A 14,735-nucleotide genomic window follows, 5' to 3' on the forward strand; every position below is an offset into this window, starting at 1 on the left:
ATCCCGTCAGACGATTAACGCAGGTTAACCAGCGTGTTAAGGATCTGATCCTGGGTTTTGATGGTCTGCGCGTTCGACTGATAGTTACGCTGCGCGACGATCATATTGACCAGTTCTTTACTCAGATCCACGTTAGAAGCTTCCAGCGCACCGTTGGTCAGCGTACCGAAGTTGCCTGTACCCGCTGTACCCAGCAGAGCAACGCCGGATGCGTTAGTGGCGGACCACACGTTATCACCCTCAGATTTCAGGCCTTCGTTGTTGGCAAAGTTTGCCAGCACGATTTGCCCCAGCACCTGGGTCTGTTCGTTGGAATACGAACCCACTACCGTGCCGTCATCGTTAATGGTGTAGCTGACCATCGAGCCCGGCTTGTAACCGTTCTGCGTGGTGGAAACAATGGCGCTGGTGGTGTTCTGCTGCATGGAGTTCTGGAAACTCAGTGAGAACGTTGCTGGGGTAGCACCGTTCACTGTACCGGTAGTGACACTGATAGCCGGGGTCGCATTCGGTGTTGTCGACAAAGTGTAATCACCGGTGGTGGTATCCAGAGTGTAGTTGCTCACCGTACTCAGATTACCGTTTGCATCAAACACCATTCTCGCAGCCTTAACTGCTGCTGAGCCTGATACGCTGGAATCCTGGGTATAAACATCCCATGTATTGTCGGCGTCCGATGATTTAACGTAATACACGTTCATGTCATGGGCGTTACCCTGGCTGTCATAAACGGTGATCGGCCCTTTCAGGTTGTAGCTGTCGGCATTAGTTGAGTCGAACGTTGTCACGGTCGGAACCGAGGAAGACGAGTTCAGGTTAACCGGCATCGTTGCGGTGGTGGTGGTTTGCGCCGCCATCAGGGTATTCGGGATGGTGATCGCCGTTGGGTTCGCACCCGTCTGAATGGTCGGCGGCGTACCCGTTGCCGGATAACCGGTGACCTGCAGACCCTGCATGTTGACCAGATTACGGTCAGCGTCGAGAGTGAACTGGCCGTTACGGCTGTAATAAACAGAACCGGTGCTATCAACGAGACGGAAGAAACCATTCTGGCTAATCGCCACGTCCAGGCCACGACCGGTACTGGTGGTGGTACCGTCGTTAAAGTCCTGGGTCACACCCGCAACTTTAACGCCCAGACCCACTTTAGACCCCGCAAACATATCGGCGAAGGACGCAGTACTGGATTTAAAGCCATACGTAGCGGAGTTGGCGATGTTGTTACCAATAAGATCGAGGTTGGTGGCCGCAGCATTCAAACCGCTGACCGCTTGTGAAAAGGCCATGACTTACTCCTGATAAGTGTTAAGGCTTAAATAATCTGCCGAACTTCGTCGAGCGTAGTGGTGCCGTAGGTACCTAAATCTAACTTGTTGCCGGAATCCGACAGCGTCACACCCTGAACCAGGGCGTACTGCAGCGGCTGAGCAACCAGTTGTGTTGTGCCTGAGCTGGCGGCGATAGACACTTTGTAAGAACCGTCAGTAACGGCAGTGCCGTCCGACGACTTGCCATCCCAACTGAAGGTATGAACGCCTGCGCTCAGTGAGCCCAGATCAAGCGTCTGTACGACCGTACCGTCTTTGTTGGTAATGGTGGCGGTCACTTTATCCGCCGCCTGGGTCAGTTCAACACCAAACGGAGTGGTGGTTGAACTGCCTGCCAGAACCGTTGTGCCTTCAATCATCACACCATGACCCACCAGATTGCTGGCCTGCAGCGCCTGACTGCTGTCGATCTGCCCGGAGATCGATCCCAGCGTGGTGTTCAGTTTTTCAATCCCGCTCACTGTACTGATCTGCGCAAGCTGCGTGGTCAGTTCGTTGTTTTCCATTGGATTGGTCGGGTCCTGGTTTTTTAACTGTGCAACCAGCAGGGTCAGAAAGCTGCTCTGTAAGTCTGACGCGCTACTCGTCGTCAGCGAAGAGGAGCTGCTACTGCTGCTGGTGGAGCTGACACTGCTACTACTAGTTGTGTCGTTCACATTTACGGCGATAGACATTCAAGTCTCCTTATTACTGGCCGAGAGTAAGCGTTTTGAGCATCATGTTCTTAACGTTGTTGAGCACCTCGACGTTCGCCTGATAGCTGCGAGACGCGGACATGGTGTTCACCATTTCACCGACGACATCAACGTTAGGCATTTTGACGTAGCCCTTCGCATCTGCCAGCGGGTTGCCGGGTTCATAAACCAGCTTGTCGGGTGCCTGGCTTTCAACAACGCCAGCCACTTTTACGCCGCCCGTTGCCTGGCCCGGTGCAGCATCCACCTGGAAAACAACCTGCTTGGCGCGGTAAGGTTGGCCGTCCGGCCCGGCAACGCTGTCGGCGTTCGCCAGGTTACTGGCAGCGACGTTCAGACGTTTGGACTGCGCGGTAAGCGCGGAGCCGGCGACATCAAAGATATTCAGTAATGCCATGATTAGTTATTCCCCTGTAGCACGGCCATCATGCTTTTGATCTGCCCACCCAATACGGTCAGCCCTGTCTGATACTTAAGGCTGTTATCCGCAAACTGCGTGCGTTCGCGGTCCATATCCACGGTGTTGCCATCGGCAGACGGCTGATCCGGAATACGATAAAGCAGGTCAGTAGACGGGGTGGACACGGCTTGCGCCGGAATATGGCGACTGGAAGTCAACGCCAGCGAGACGCCTGTGTTCTCTGCCCGGCCGCGTTCCATCACTTTTTTCAGTTCGCTGGAAAAATCCATATCGCGCGCCTGATACCCAGGGGTATCGGCGTTGGCGATGTTGGCGGCCAGAATTTCCTGGCGCTGCGCGCTCAGATTCAGTGCTTCTTGCTGGAACCGTAACGCGGCATCAAGTTTATCGAGCATGGCTTCCCCGCTGATGACAATTATTTAGTCAACAGCTTAAATCTCCTTACGCGCGCCTTATCGTCGGAATAAGCGCAAAATGCGTCGCTATTTATTCCGTTGATAGGTTTGCGTGACGGGTAGAATCCTGTCATCCCTTCAACAAACAACAGGCAGAGGTCTGCGATGAACACGTTGAAAAGCGGTTTAGCCGCGACATGGCTGTTTTTGATGTTAAGCCCGCAAGTGTTGGCGCAAGACTTAAAGGCGCAGGTCACCGCGTTTTTTGCCCAACGACTGGCTGGCTTTAGCGATGACGTTGTGGTCACAATACGTACACCGCAAAACCTTTACCCCGCCTGCGAGCAGCCCGCGCTGAGTACAACGGGATACGCACAGCTTTGGGGGAATGTTAATGTCCTGGCAAATTGCGGTAATGAAAAACGCTATTTACAGGTTAACGTCCAGGCGACGGGCAACTATGTTGTTGCCGCGCAGGCGATTGCGCGAGGTAGTGTTCTGACGTCGGAAAATGTCAAACTTAAACGCGGCAGACTCGATCAACTGCCGCCGAAAGCCATGCTCGATATTTCTCAGGCACAGGATGCCGTAAGTCTGCGCGATCTTTCCCCCGATCAGCCGGTTCAGCTCACCATGCTGCGCCAGGCCTGGCGGGTAAAAGCCGGGCAGCGAGTGATGGTTGTAGCCAATGGCGAAGGCTTTAGTGTCAACAGTGAAGGCCAGGCGCTGAACAACGCGGCGGTATCGCAAAACGCCCGTGTGCGCATGTCCTCGGGGCAAATTGTAAGTGGAATTGTCGGCGCTGATGGGAATATTCTGATTAACCTATAATCTTTTTAAAGAATTCGCGGCATCTGCCGATAAATAAGCAACGACTGAAGATGGCAGACCCAAAACGCCGGAAAACCTCTATGAGGACAACACTATGAGCATTGATCGTACATCGCCTTTAAAGCCGGTTAGCACCGTTCAAACGCGTGAGACCAGCGACGCCCAGGCACAGAAAGTACGCCTGGAAAAATCGACGACCGCCAACAGCACGAGCGTAACGCTCAGTGATGCCCAATCCAAACTGATGCAACCAGGCAGCAGCGACATTAATATGGAACGCGTTGAACAACTGAAAACTGCGATCCGTAATGGCGAGCTGAAAATGGATACCGGCAAAATTGCTGATGCCCTGATTAACGAAGTGCAGAGTTACTTGAGTAAATAATGTATGAATCAACTGTCAGACATTCTTGATCAGATGACAGTTATCCTGAACGCATTGAAAGATGTGATGGATGCTGAGCAAAAACAACTCTCCGTAGGCCATGTCAATGGCAGCACATTGCAGCGCATTACGGAAGAGAAAAGCTCATTGCTTGCCACACTGGATTATCTCGAGCAGCAACGCCGCGAAGCGCAGAAAGTACAAAGCAGCGCGAACGATGATGTTGCAGATCGCTGGCAGACTATCACGAGAAAAACGCAGCACCTGCGCGATCTGAATCAACACAACGGCTGGTTGCTTGAAGGGCAAATCGCCCTCAACCGGAAAGCGCTCGAGGTACTGAAACCTCACCAGGAGCCTGGACTCTATGGTGCGGACGGTCAGACCTTTACGGGTAATCGGGGAGGGAAAAAGATTTCCATCTAACTGACGCGTTGATTTCAGCTTTACGGGAATCGCCTGTGATGGTCGACTCCCTTTTGTGTTTATGCTATCCGGCGGGCAAAGTCTTTAATTCTGAACCCGAGTGCCGCGAGCGTCGCGAAGTACGCCGCAATCCCCACCACCACCACAGCCAGCAGACGTACCAGGCGGTGCGCCATATTACCCTGCGCCCAGTCCGGCATCACATAGAGCATCGCCAACAGCGCTACCGCCATTACTATCACCGCAATGAACAGGCGCGTCAGGAAACTGCCCCACCCGGCCTGCGGGGTAAAGATATTCTGCTTACGCAACTGCCAGTAGAGCAGGCTGGCATTCAGGCAGGCCGCCAGACCAATCGACAGCGACAGGCCCGCGTGTTTTAACGGACCAATAAACGCCAGGTTCATTAATTGCGTCATTATCAGCGTGACGATCGCAATCTTGACCGGCGTTTTAATGTCCTGACGCGAATAAAAGCCAGGAGCCAGCACTTTCACCACAATAATGCCCATCAGACCAACCGAGTAGGCTATCAGCGCCCGCTGGGTCATCAGGGCGTCAAACGCGGTGAACTTACCGTACTGAAAGAGTGAAACCGTCAGCGGCTTCGCGAGAATACCCAATGCCACCGCACTTGGCAGTGCGAGAAGGAAACATAACCGCAGCCCCCAGTCCATCAGACGACAATATTCATCATGGTTACCGCTGGCAAAGCTACGGGAAAGCGACGGCAGTAAAATCGTCCCCAACGCCACGCCAAGCACCCCGGAAGGAAACTCCATCAGGCGATCGGCGTAGTACATCCATGAGACCGAACCGGAGACCAGGAAAGAGGCGAAAATGGTATTGATGATCAGAGAAATCTGGCTGACGGAGACGCCGAGAATTGCCGGTCCCATCTGTTTCACCACCCGGATCGCACCGGCGTCGCGGAAGCTGACGCGCGGCAGAACCAGCATGCCTATTTTTTTCAGATGCGGCAGTTGGTAGACCAACTGCAGGACACCGCCCACCGTCACCGCCCAGGCCAGCGCCAGCACCGGCGGATGGAAGTAGGGTGCGCCGAACAGGGCAAAACCGATCATGCTGATATTGAGGAAGGTGGGCGCAAACGCCGGAACGGAGAAACGGTTCCAGGTATTGAGGATCGCCCCCGCCAGCGAGGCCAACGAAATCAGCAAAATATAGGGGAAGGTTATCTGCAAAAGCTGGGAAGTCAGAGCAAATTTATCCGCCGTGTCTGCAAAACCGGGGGCTGTCACCAGAATCACCCAGGGTGCTGCCAACATCCCGGCAACGGTAACAACCGCCAGTACCAGGGTTAACAGACCAGAGACATAGGCAATAAAGACACGTGTCGCCTCTTCGCCCTGTTTGCTTTTATATTCCGCCAGAATCGGCACAAAGGCCTGAGAAAATGCCCCTTCGGCAAAAATACGTCGCAGGAGGTTAGGGAGTTTAAACGCTACAAAGAAGGCATCTGTCGCCATCCCCGCACCAAATACCCTCGCCACAATGGCATCGCGCGCAAAACCCAGCACGCGAGAAAACATGGTCATTGAGCTGACAGCCGCCAGCGATTTTAATAAGTTCATTTAGGGTTCCATAAACACAACGCCTGCACAGAGCAGGCGTTGGTATAGCGAAGCGCTTAGTCTACCTGGAATAACGCGAATTTCTACCGCCATATGTTACAGAGGGTTATTCGCTCATCGCCTCGCGCCAGAGCTTTTCGACGATGCGCTGGGCCATGATGGCCTGCTCCCCTGCCGTTTCCGGAACCGTCTGATTTTGCACACATTCGATAAAATGACGTGCACATCCGGCAAAGCCACGCTGTTCCAGCGTACTCTGCCAGCCGGGAATGGGGGGAGTCACAATCCCCTGCCCCTGTTCTTCACGCCATTCGCGCATATCGGTGACGTCGTACAGCCCGCCGTCCGTTACCGCCTGCACCCACTCACGCTGGCTGCCCGCGCGGCGATGCATACTGGTAGTGATTTGCAGCGAGCCCAGGGCGAAATGGTGCTCGGCATAAATCATCTCGCCTTCATCGTTGGTCAGCAGCGTACCGCTGGCAAGCGACGCATTGCCCCCTGCCAGCCACAGCGCCGTATCCACGACATGCAGATAATCGTCCAACAAGGTGAAATGCAGATCGTGCGGGCCCACGCTGTTGCTGCGATGCTTGTCCATGCGCAGCGACGCGGCCTGCGGCAGACGGCTTTTTAACTGCTGGTACAGCGGCGCAAAACGGCGGTTAAACCCCACCATTAACGTCAGTTTTTTGCGTGCCGCCAGGTCAATGAGCTTTTCCGCATCCGCCAGATTTTCCGCCAGCGGTTTGTCAACGCAGACATGAACCCCCGCATTAAGGAGTTCACTGACCACCGCATAGTGCGAGGCGGTCGAGGTGTGAACGAAGACTGCGTCACACTGGGCGGCGAGATCGGTTAACGACCCGGCATAAGGGATACGCCAGGTATCGCAGACACACTGCGCTTTTTCACGGGTAGGTGACCAGGCCGCCGCCAGCGTCCAGTCGGTTGCTGCGCCCAGCACCGGTAACCACGCTTTTTGCGCGATGCCGCCTAATCCCACCACCCCAATACGTAATGCCGCCACGATTAATCCCCCAGATGTTCGAGTAGCGAAGCCAGGCGCTGTTTCAGCTCAGCGACTTCGATTTCCAGTGCTTCAACCCGTGAAGCCAGATCGCTGTCGTTATCCAGCGGGCTTACCGCTTCCACGACGTTGATCAGCGTCTCCATATCGCCACTAAACAGATGCATATAACGGCTTTCTCGTTTGCCGGGCTCTCTCGGCAAACGCACCACATACGGGCCGTCTTCACGCTGGGCCAGATTTTCCAGCGCGCTTTCTACTTCACCCATATCATTAAATTCGTGCATCCGCGCCGCACGTCCGCGCAGTTCACCCGGCGTTTGCGCGCCGCGCAGCAGCAGCGTGGTAATGATAGCCACTTCCGCAGCGATGAGTTTCAGGTCGCCAAATTCGGAGTTACAGAAACGCTGCTCATATTTGGTGACCCGGTTGCCAAATCCGTTGACCGTACGCAGGTAGTGACGCTTAACAAGCACATCCAGCAAATCCTGCACCTCATGCTCGCTAAGGTTCATCACCGGTTCGCGGTTGGTTTTTTGGTTGCAGGCGGTGACCACGGCATTGACCGACAGAGGATACTGTTCCGGGGTGGTAACCTGCTTTTCCATCAAGCATCCAATAACGCGCGCTTCCGTGGCAGTGAGTTGATACTTCATGTTTTCTCCTTAACGACCCTGAGTCCAGTCTTTGGTGGTCAACGCCGTCAACACGTGGTCACGCCATTGCCCGTCAATCAGCAGATACGCTTTTGCGTAGCCCTCTTTTTCAAAACCAAGGCGTGCCAGCAAATCGCCGCTGCGTTTATTGTGCGGCATATAATTCGCCATGATGCGATGCAAATGTTGCGTTCGTTGCATATAGCGAATTGCCGTCGTCAGCGCTTCGAACATTAACCCCTGCCCCTGCCATTTTTGCCCAATGGAATACCCCAGATAGCAGGCATGGAACGAACCGCGCACCACGTTGGAGAAATTCGCCACACCGATGATTTCTTTTTCTTCTGGATCGAGTAAAGCGAAATAAAAAGCGGTTCCTTGTTTATGGAATTCGTTAATCATGCCCAGGCGGGCCTGCCAGCCAGATGGGTAGCAATGGCTCTCATCACGAACCGGCTCCCAGGGCTTTAAAAACTGACGGTTCTCAGCGTAATAGTCCGCAAGCCGCCAGGCGTCCCGCTCGTGAACTAAGCGGACCACCAGCCTGTCAGTGACCAGGCGTACTTTCGGCACATTACTGCGATAGCCAAACATTCATTCCTTCCTTCTCCTTCCGGTTACATCTTTGAACCCCTTACCTTTACTATACATTTGCTCAGCCACTCTGTGAAAACAACAACCTGCATTTTCGCTATCCATAAGCTTTTTCGATGAGAAGTCTGAATTAAAGCCCGCTTTTGATAAAAAAATATTGCCGCGCCAACGATGGGAAAACATCAGGCGACCCGGCAGAATATCAGTGATGTCTTTTATTTCCCGGGAGGGGGAATGGCACGCGTATCGCAGGCAAGGAGCCTGGGTAAATATTTCCTGCTCGTCGATAATATGTTGGTGGTGCTGGGCTTTTTCGTCGTTTTCCCGCTTATATCTATACGCTTTGTTGATCAACTCGGTTGGGCCGCCTTGATGGTGGGTATTGCCCTCGGGTTACGGCAATTCGTGCAGCAAGGTCTGGGGGTTTTCGGCGGCGCTATCGCGGACCGTTTTGGTGCCAAACCGCTGATCGTCACCGGCATGCTCATGCGTGCAGCCGGTTTTGCCACCATGGGTATCGCCCATGAACCCTGGCTGTTGTGGTGCTCCTGCCTATTATCCGGACTCGGCGGTACGCTCTTCGATCCACCGCGCACGGCGCTGGTGGTCAAGCTGATTCGCCCGTCACAGCGCGGACGCTTCTTCTCAATCCTGATGATGCAGGACAGTGCGGGAGCGGTGATCGGCGCACTGATTGGCAGTTGGCTGCTGCAATACGATTTTCGTCTGGTCTGCATCGTCGGCGCCGCCGTGTTTGTCATTTGCGCGGGCTTTAACGCCTAGCTGCTGCCTGCCTGGAAACTGTCAACGGTGAAAACGCCGGTCCGTGAAGGACTCAGCCGCGTATTGCGTGACAAACGTTTTGTCACCTACGTTTTGACGCTTACCGGTTACTACATGCTGGCCGTACAGGTGATGCTGATGCTGCCTATCATGGTGAACGACATTGCCGGCTCGCCTGCGGCCGTGAAATGGATGTATGCCATTGAGGCCAGCCTGTCGCTGACGCTGCTGTATCCTATCGCGCGCTGGAGTGAAAAACGTTTTCGCCTGGAACATCGGCTGATGGCCGGGCTGCTGTTTATGTCATTCAGCCTGCTGCCGATCGGTCTGGTCAGCAACCTGCAGCAACTCTTTACCCTGATTTGCACTTTTTATATTGGCTCCATTATTGCTGAACCGGCGCGTGAAACCCTGAGTGCATCGCTGGCTGATTCTCGCGCCCGTGGTAGCTATATGGGATTCAGCCGTTTGGGTCTGGCCTTTGGCGGCGCACTGGGTTATGCCGGTGGAGGCTGGCTGTTTGACGTCGGTAAAGCATTGAGCCAGCCAGAGTTGCCATGGATGATGCTGGCGCTGATTGGTCTTATCACCTTCTTCGCACTGCTGTGGCAATTCGCGCAAAAACGGACGCCTTCTCGCCTGCTCGAACCGGGCGCGTGATTTGCCAGCGCGTTGAATCTCCCCCATACTTTTTGTTGATGGACAATCAGTATGGAGGAGAAACGTGAAACTCTACATTTACGATCACTGCCCTTTCTGTGTTAAAGCCCGCATGATTTTCGGTCTCAAGAATATCCCCGTCGAACTCAACGTGTTGCTCAATGATGACGACGCGACGCCGACCCGCATGATCGGTCAGAAAATGGCGCCGATACTGCAAAAAGACGACAGCCGCTATCTCCCGGAAAGCATGGATATCGTACATTACGTCGACAAACTTGACGGTAAACCGCTGTTGACCGGGAAGCAGAATCCCGCCCTCGATGCCTGGCTGCGCAAAGTGAATGGTTATGCCAACCGTCTGCTGATTCCGCGTTTTGCTAAAAGCGCCTTCGATGAGTTCGCCACCCCCGAGGCCAGGGCCTACTTTGTGGCAAAGAAAGAGGCGGTGATCGGTAACTTCGCCGGGCATATCGCCCACTCAACCGGGCTTATCAAAAATATCAGCGATGATTTACGCGCACTGGACAAGCTTATCGTGCAGCCAAATGCCGTGAATGGGACACTCTCGGATGATGATATTCACCTGTTCCCACTGTTGCGTAATCTGACTCTTGTTGCCGGGATTAACTGGCCGACACGGGTAGCAGACTATCGCGATAACATGGCGAAACAAACGCAGATTAACCTGCTCTCATCAATGGCGATATAATGTCCCCCAGGCGGAAGCATGCGCTTTCGCTTTCAGCTTTTTCTGCTGGCTTATCCTCTGCCCTAGGCGGATGCTACAGACAAGGATGAATACACAGGCACCCTGTTGAGGAACGCAATGAAGAAGATTATTTTTGCCGCTGTGCTGATTTTAAGCGGCGTTTTGGTGGGCTGTAACCAGCTGACACAGTACAGCATCAGCGAGCAGGAAATTAACCAGTCACTGCAAAAACACAACGACTTCGCCAAAGACATCGGTCTACCCGGCGTGGCGCAGGCACACATTGTCCTTAGCAACCTGGTCAGTCAGATTGGTCGCGAGGAGCCAAATAAAATTACCCTGACCGGCGATGCCGATCTGGATATGAACTCTCTGTTCGGCAGCCAGAAAGCCACCATGAAACTGAAATTGAAGGCGCTACCGGTCTTTGATAAAGAGAAAGGCGCGATTTATCTGCAGGAGATGGAAGTGGTCGACGCCACCGTCACACCGCAGAAAATGCAGTCCATTCTGCAAACCCTTACGCCCTACCTGAATCAGTCCCTGCGCAACTATTTTAATCAACACCCCGCGTATTTGCTGCGTGAAGACAACAGCAAGGGCGAAGCGCTGGCGAAAAAATATGCCAAGGGTATCGAAGTGAAGCCGGGTGAAATTATCATTCCCCTGACCGATTAAGCCCGCGAGGGCTTTTTTTCAGGAAAAGGATGCAAACGGAACGTTTTATACCCTAAATAATTCGAGTTGCGGGAAGGCGGCGACGCAGTGAATTCCCGGGAGCTTACTCAAGTAAGTGACCGGGATGAGCGAGAAAGCCAACGCACATGCAGCTTGAAGTATGACGGGTATACGCTTATCCTTAGTGCCCGGCAAAAAACCAGCCATATTGACTGATTCTCACCCAGCCGGAGCACTCCCATGACAGCACATTCCCAGGTTTTAAAAATCCGCCGCCCTGATGACTGGCACGTTCATTTACGCGACGGCGAAATGCTAAAAACCGTGGTGCCCTGGACCAGCGAAACCTACGCTCGCGCCATTGTCATGCCTAACCTTGTACCGCCTGTCACCACCGTTGATGCGGCTATCGCCTATCGCCAGCGCATCCTCGATGCTGTCCCAGCCGGGCATGATTTTACGCCGCTGATGACCTGTTACCTGACCGACTCACTGAACCCTGACGAAGTGGAACACGGTTTTCGCGAGAACGTTTTTACCGCCGCCAAACTCTACCCGGCGAACGCCACCACCAATTCCAGCCATGGTGTCACCAGCATTGATGCCATCATGCCGGTCCTTGAGCGCATGGAAAAACTGGGGATGCCGCTGCTGGTTCACGGCGAAGTGACCCACGCGGAGATCGACATTTTCGATCGCGAAGCCCGCTTTATCGAGACCGTCATGGAACCCCTGCGCCAGCGTCTGCCAGGGCTGAAAGTGGTGTTCGAGCACATCACCACCAAAGATGCCGCCGAATATGTCCGTGACGGCAATGAACTGCTGGCCGCCACCATCACACCGCAGCACCTGATGTTCAACCGCAACCATATGCTGGTCGGTGGCGTACGTCCGCATCTGTACTGTTTGCCGATTCTGAAACGCAACGTGCATCAGCAGGCGCTGCGTGAGCTGGTTGCCAGCGGCTTTACCCGCGCGTTCCTCGGTACCGACTCCGCGCCGCATGCCCGTCACCGTAAAGAAGCCAGTTGCGGCTGTGCCGGGTGCTTCAACGCGCCTACCGCGCTGGCAAGCTATGCCACCGTGTTTGAAGAGATGAATGCCCTGCAGCATTTCGAGGCTTTCTGTTCACTCAATGGTCCGCGTTTTTATGGCCTGCCGGTGAATGAATCCTTTATTGAGCTGGTACGTGAAGAGTCAACGGTTGTTGAGAGCATCGCATTGCCGGAAGATACGATTATCCCGTTCCTCGCGGGTGAAACGGTCAACTGGACAGTAAAATCCTGATTTTTTTCATGCCCCCTGTTGTAAACCTTGCAAGATGACTGTATAAATATACAGTATATAACACAGGGGGTTGCCATGCGCATCGAAGTGACTATTGCCAAAACTACACCACTCCCGCCAGGGGCGATCGATGCCCTGGCGAGCGAGTTATCCCGCCGACTGAATAATTATTACCCTGATAGCGAAAATAAAATTACGGTTCGTTATGCCGCAGCAAATAACCTGTCCGTCATGGGCGGAGCAAAAGAAGATAAAGAGCGCGTCAGTGAAATTCTGCAGGAAACCTGGGAAAGCGCCGACGACTGGTTTATCCGGGATTAAAAAATAGTCTATATTGTGCATGTTTTTGCCGGGTCGCCCCGGCTTTTTTGTTCTCTTTTTAAGCAAAAATCTCACTTCTCACCTAACCTGCTTAAAAATAACGTTTAAATTCCCGCTCTCTTGTTCAAAAAAATCCAACAGTCATAAAATTATGTTGCAGAGTGTTATTTATTAGATCAACAACGTTAATTATTGGTATACTGAAAAGGCTTCACAAAACACGCATTGAACCTCGAAAGTCGTTGTCTTTTAAACACGCCATATGGGGGTTATGATGGAAAAAAATAATGAAGTCATCCAGACCCATCCTCTGGTTGGATGGGATATCAGCACAGTGGACAGTTACGATGCACTGATGTTGCGCTTACATTACCAGACCCCAAACAGAGCTGCTTCTCAGGATACCGAAGTAGGCCAGACGTTGTGGTTAACGACCGAAGTTGCCCGCCAGTTTATTTCGATTTTAGAAGCGGGTATCGCCAAAATAGAATCAGGCGAGTACCAGGAAAATGAGTATCGTAGGCATTAGTCATAATGCTCAATAATCACTCAACAGGCACCCACGAGGTGCCTTAATTATTTCCCATCTTGTATAACGCCTGCCGGTTATTTACCCTCCTGATTACGCATTCGCTGGAGAACAACATGAATTACGATTTGATCATCATTGGCAGCGGCTCTGTCGGTGCGGCGGCGGGCTTTTATGCAACCCGTGCCGGTCTCAACGTACTGATGACCGATGCGCACCTGCCACCGCATCAGGAAGGAAGCCACCACGGCGATACCCGCTTAATTCGCCATGCTTACGGCGAAGGGGAAAGATACGTTCCACTGGTACTCCGCGCGCAGGAATTGTGGGATCAACTGGTTGCCGAGAGCGGCGAAACGGTGTTCGAACGCACCGGGGTGATAAACCTGGGTCCAGCCCATTCGACTTTCCTCGCCAATGTCGCGCAAAGCGCCCAGCGCTGGAATCTGGCGGTAGAAAAACTCGATGCGCCGTCACTGATGGCCCGCTGGCCGGAAATCACCGTCCCGGAAGACTATATCGGCTTATTCGAAGCAGATTCCGGCGTACTGCGTAGCGAGCTGGCGATTAAAACCTGGATTCGCCTCGCGCAAGAAGCTGGCTGTGCGCAGCTGTTTAATTGTCCGGTGACCGCCCTGCATACCACCGACGACGGCGTAAGTATCGATACGCCGGAAGGAACGTTCAGCGGCAAAAAGGTCCTGATCAGTAGCGGCACCTGGGTTAAGCAGCTGGTTCCGGGTCTCCCCGTACAGCCAGTCCGTAAAGTTTTTGCCTGGTTCCAGGCCGATGGTCGTTACAGCACCAAAAATCGCTTCCCGGCCTTTACCGGCGAGATGGCCGATGGCTCTCAGTATTACGGTTTTCCCGCTGAGGACAACGAGCTAAAAATCGGCAAGCATAACGGCGGTCAGGTGTTCAATGAGGCTAGCGAGCGTGTCCCGTTTGGCGCGGTGGCCTCAGACGGCTCAGAATGCTTTAAATTCCTGCGCCAGTTCTTGCCCGGCATTGGCGGCTGCCTGTACGGGGCATCCTGTACCTACGACAACTCCCCGGATGAAGATTTTATTATCGACACCCTCCCCGGCCATCCCAACGCGCTGCTGGTCACCGGCCTGAGCGGGCACGGTTTCAAATTTGCCCCTGTATTGGGTGAGATTGCGACGCAGTTCGCCCAGGGTGAAAGCAGTAAATTTGATTTAACACCATTCTCTTTAGCGCGCTTTGCAGGATAATCCCTTCCCGCGACCCTTAGCGGGTCGCCTTTTCTTGTTGGCCGATATCAGGAGAGATCATGCGCCGCCTGTTTAATTTTCTTGTGAATAATGTTCGTGGCGGATTCAACTCCGAAGTGCAACGCTAAGCCGCCAATCTTAGCTCTGCAAACACCACAGACGGTTGCCTGAATC

At 53.5% G+C, this 14,735-nt stretch carries 17 protein-coding genes and 1 pseudogene; 10 read left to right on the forward strand and 8 right to left on the reverse strand.

The features are described 5' to 3' along the window. Positions 1-14: 14 nt before the first annotated feature. From flgE to flgB, 4 genes are read right to left on the reverse strand one after another with little or no spacing between them, the layout of a single operon-like run. Complete coding sequence (flgE, locus tag ACSZPU_RS05370; RefSeq protein WP_498996258.1) at positions 15-1,286, reverse strand: flagellar hook protein FlgE; 1,272 nt, start codon at positions 1,284-1,286, stop codon at positions 15-17. Between the two features lie 26 nt (positions 1,287-1,312). Further along, the gene (gene flgD / locus ACSZPU_RS05375; protein ID WP_498996260.1) at positions 1,313-2,002 is read right to left on the reverse strand and encodes a flagellar hook assembly protein FlgD; all 690 of its coding nucleotides are present in this window, start codon (positions 2,000-2,002) and stop codon (positions 1,313-1,315) included. 13 nt (positions 2,003-2,015) lie between these two features. Further along, positions 2,016-2,420, reverse strand: a complete 405-nt coding sequence (gene flgC, locus ACSZPU_RS05380) for a flagellar basal body rod protein FlgC (RefSeq protein ID WP_498996263.1) — start codon at positions 2,418-2,420, stop codon at positions 2,016-2,018. Positions 2,421-2,422: 2 nt separating this feature from the next. Continuing rightward, a complete protein-coding gene (flgB, locus tag ACSZPU_RS05385) occupies positions 2,423-2,839 on the reverse strand; it encodes a flagellar basal body rod protein FlgB (protein WP_498996266.1) in 417 nt (138 codons plus the stop codon). A 165-nt stretch (positions 2,840-3,004) separates the two neighbouring features. Here flgB and flgA point away from each other — a divergent pair, with 165 nt between their 5' ends. The 3 genes from flgA (at position 3,005) to flgN (ending at position 4,481) form a co-directional block, all read left to right on the forward strand. Further along, positions 3,005-3,670 (forward strand): flagellar basal body P-ring formation chaperone FlgA, encoded by a 666-nt coding sequence (gene flgA / locus ACSZPU_RS05390; RefSeq protein WP_498996269.1) that lies wholly within the window; start codon positions 3,005-3,007, stop codon positions 3,668-3,670. Between the two features lie 94 nt (positions 3,671-3,764). Then, complete coding sequence (flgM, locus tag ACSZPU_RS05395) at positions 3,765-4,055, forward strand: flagellar biosynthesis anti-sigma factor FlgM (protein ID WP_498996272.1); 291 nt, start codon at positions 3,765-3,767, stop codon at positions 4,053-4,055. Positions 4,056-4,058: 3 nt separating this feature from the next. Further along, positions 4,059-4,481, forward strand: a complete 423-nt coding sequence (gene flgN, locus ACSZPU_RS05400; protein ID WP_498996275.1) for a flagella biosynthesis chaperone FlgN — start codon at positions 4,059-4,061, stop codon at positions 4,479-4,481. 59 nt (positions 4,482-4,540) lie between these two features. Here flgN and murJ read toward each other — a convergent pair whose 3' ends face one another. From murJ to rimJ, 4 genes are all read right to left on the reverse strand, one after another. Then, a complete protein-coding gene (gene murJ / locus ACSZPU_RS05405) occupies positions 4,541-6,076 on the reverse strand; it encodes a murein biosynthesis integral membrane protein MurJ (RefSeq protein WP_498996276.1) in 1,536 nt (511 codons plus the stop codon). A gap of 106 nt (positions 6,077-6,182) precedes the next feature. Further along, a complete protein-coding gene (locus ACSZPU_RS05410) occupies positions 6,183-7,106 on the reverse strand; it encodes a Gfo/Idh/MocA family protein (protein WP_498996278.1) in 924 nt (307 codons plus the stop codon). Between the two features lie 2 nt (positions 7,107-7,108). After that, positions 7,109-7,762, reverse strand: coding sequence for a YceH family protein (locus ACSZPU_RS05415; RefSeq protein ID WP_498996281.1), 654 nt, complete (start codon positions 7,760-7,762; stop codon positions 7,109-7,111). A 9-nt stretch (positions 7,763-7,771) separates the two neighbouring features. Next, entirely contained in the window at positions 7,772-8,356 is a 585-nt protein-coding gene (rimJ, locus tag ACSZPU_RS05420; protein ID WP_498996283.1) for a ribosomal protein S5-alanine N-acetyltransferase, read from the reverse strand. Positions 8,357-8,590: 234 nt separating this feature from the next. Between rimJ and mdtH the strand changes: the two are divergent. The 7 genes and pseudogenes from mdtH to solA all read left to right on the forward strand — a co-directional run bounded on the left by mdtH (position 8,591) and on the right by solA (position 14,561). Further along, a pseudogene (gene mdtH, locus ACSZPU_RS05425) lies at positions 8,591-9,799 on the forward strand (multidrug efflux MFS transporter MdtH). Between the two features lie 64 nt (positions 9,800-9,863). Further along, positions 9,864-10,511, forward strand: coding sequence for a glutaredoxin 2 (gene grxB, locus ACSZPU_RS05430; RefSeq protein WP_498996286.1), 648 nt, complete (start codon positions 9,864-9,866; stop codon positions 10,509-10,511). 117 nt (positions 10,512-10,628) lie between these two features. Then, a complete protein-coding gene (locus ACSZPU_RS05435; RefSeq protein ID WP_498996289.1) occupies positions 10,629-11,189 on the forward strand; it encodes a lipoprotein in 561 nt (186 codons plus the stop codon). A gap of 240 nt (positions 11,190-11,429) precedes the next feature. Next, entirely contained in the window at positions 11,430-12,476 is a 1,047-nt protein-coding gene (gene pyrC / locus ACSZPU_RS05440; protein WP_498996291.1) for a dihydroorotase, read from the forward strand. 75 nt (positions 12,477-12,551) lie between these two features. After that, on the forward strand, positions 12,552-12,797 hold the full coding sequence (gene dinI, locus ACSZPU_RS05445; RefSeq protein ID WP_090087956.1) for a DNA damage-inducible protein I: 246 nt from the start codon (positions 12,552-12,554) through the stop codon (positions 12,795-12,797). A gap of 274 nt (positions 12,798-13,071) precedes the next feature. Then, positions 13,072-13,326 (forward strand): biofilm formation regulator BssS, encoded by a 255-nt coding sequence (gene bssS, locus ACSZPU_RS05450; RefSeq protein ID WP_041851759.1) that lies wholly within the window; start codon positions 13,072-13,074, stop codon positions 13,324-13,326. Between the two features lie 116 nt (positions 13,327-13,442). Further along, positions 13,443-14,561 (forward strand): N-methyl-L-tryptophan oxidase, encoded by a 1,119-nt coding sequence (solA, locus tag ACSZPU_RS05455; RefSeq protein ID WP_498996294.1) that lies wholly within the window; start codon positions 13,443-13,445, stop codon positions 14,559-14,561. The last annotated feature ends 174 nt before the right edge of the window (positions 14,562-14,735 follow it).

It is taken from the genome of Phytobacter sp. V69 (genome assembly GCF_965644215.1).
Classification (GTDB): domain Bacteria; phylum Pseudomonadota; class Gammaproteobacteria; order Enterobacterales; family Enterobacteriaceae; genus Phytobacter.

What these genes read in the sequence shown, in the direction of transcription:
- solA (WP_498996294.1), top strand. Translation starts at nt 13,443, where the DNA reads ATGAATTACGATTTGATCATCATTGGCAGCGGCTCTGTCGGTGCGGCG.
- flgB (WP_498996266.1), bottom strand. Translation starts at nt 2,839, where the DNA reads ATGCTCGATAAACTTGATGCCGCGTTACGGTTCCAGCAAGAAGCACTG.
- dinI (WP_090087956.1), top strand. Translation starts at nt 12,552, where the DNA reads ATGCGCATCGAAGTGACTATTGCCAAAACTACACCACTCCCGCCAGGG.
- flgN (WP_498996275.1), top strand. Translation starts at nt 4,059, where the DNA reads ATGAATCAACTGTCAGACATTCTTGATCAGATGACAGTTATCCTGAAC.
- rimJ (WP_498996283.1), bottom strand. Translation starts at nt 8,356, where the DNA reads ATGTTTGGCTATCGCAGTAATGTGCCGAAAGTACGCCTGGTCACTGAC.
- murJ (WP_498996276.1), bottom strand. Translation starts at nt 6,076, where the DNA reads ATGAACTTATTAAAATCGCTGGCGGCTGTCAGCTCAATGACCATGTTT.
- flgC (WP_498996263.1), bottom strand. Translation starts at nt 2,420, where the DNA reads ATGGCATTACTGAATATCTTTGATGTCGCCGGCTCCGCGCTTACCGCG.
- flgD (WP_498996260.1), bottom strand. Translation starts at nt 2,002, where the DNA reads ATGTCTATCGCCGTAAATGTGAACGACACAACTAGTAGTAGCAGTGTC.
- flgA (WP_498996269.1), top strand. Translation starts at nt 3,005, where the DNA reads ATGAACACGTTGAAAAGCGGTTTAGCCGCGACATGGCTGTTTTTGATG.
- bssS (WP_041851759.1), top strand. Translation starts at nt 13,072, where the DNA reads ATGGAAAAAAATAATGAAGTCATCCAGACCCATCCTCTGGTTGGATGG.
- ACSZPU_RS05435 (WP_498996289.1), top strand. Translation starts at nt 10,629, where the DNA reads ATGAAGAAGATTATTTTTGCCGCTGTGCTGATTTTAAGCGGCGTTTTG.
- ACSZPU_RS05415 (WP_498996281.1), bottom strand. Translation starts at nt 7,762, where the DNA reads ATGAAGTATCAACTCACTGCCACGGAAGCGCGCGTTATTGGATGCTTG.
- pyrC (WP_498996291.1), top strand. Translation starts at nt 11,430, where the DNA reads ATGACAGCACATTCCCAGGTTTTAAAAATCCGCCGCCCTGATGACTGG.
- flgM (WP_498996272.1), top strand. Translation starts at nt 3,765, where the DNA reads ATGAGCATTGATCGTACATCGCCTTTAAAGCCGGTTAGCACCGTTCAA.
- flgE (WP_498996258.1), bottom strand. Translation starts at nt 1,286, where the DNA reads ATGGCCTTTTCACAAGCGGTCAGCGGTTTGAATGCTGCGGCCACCAAC.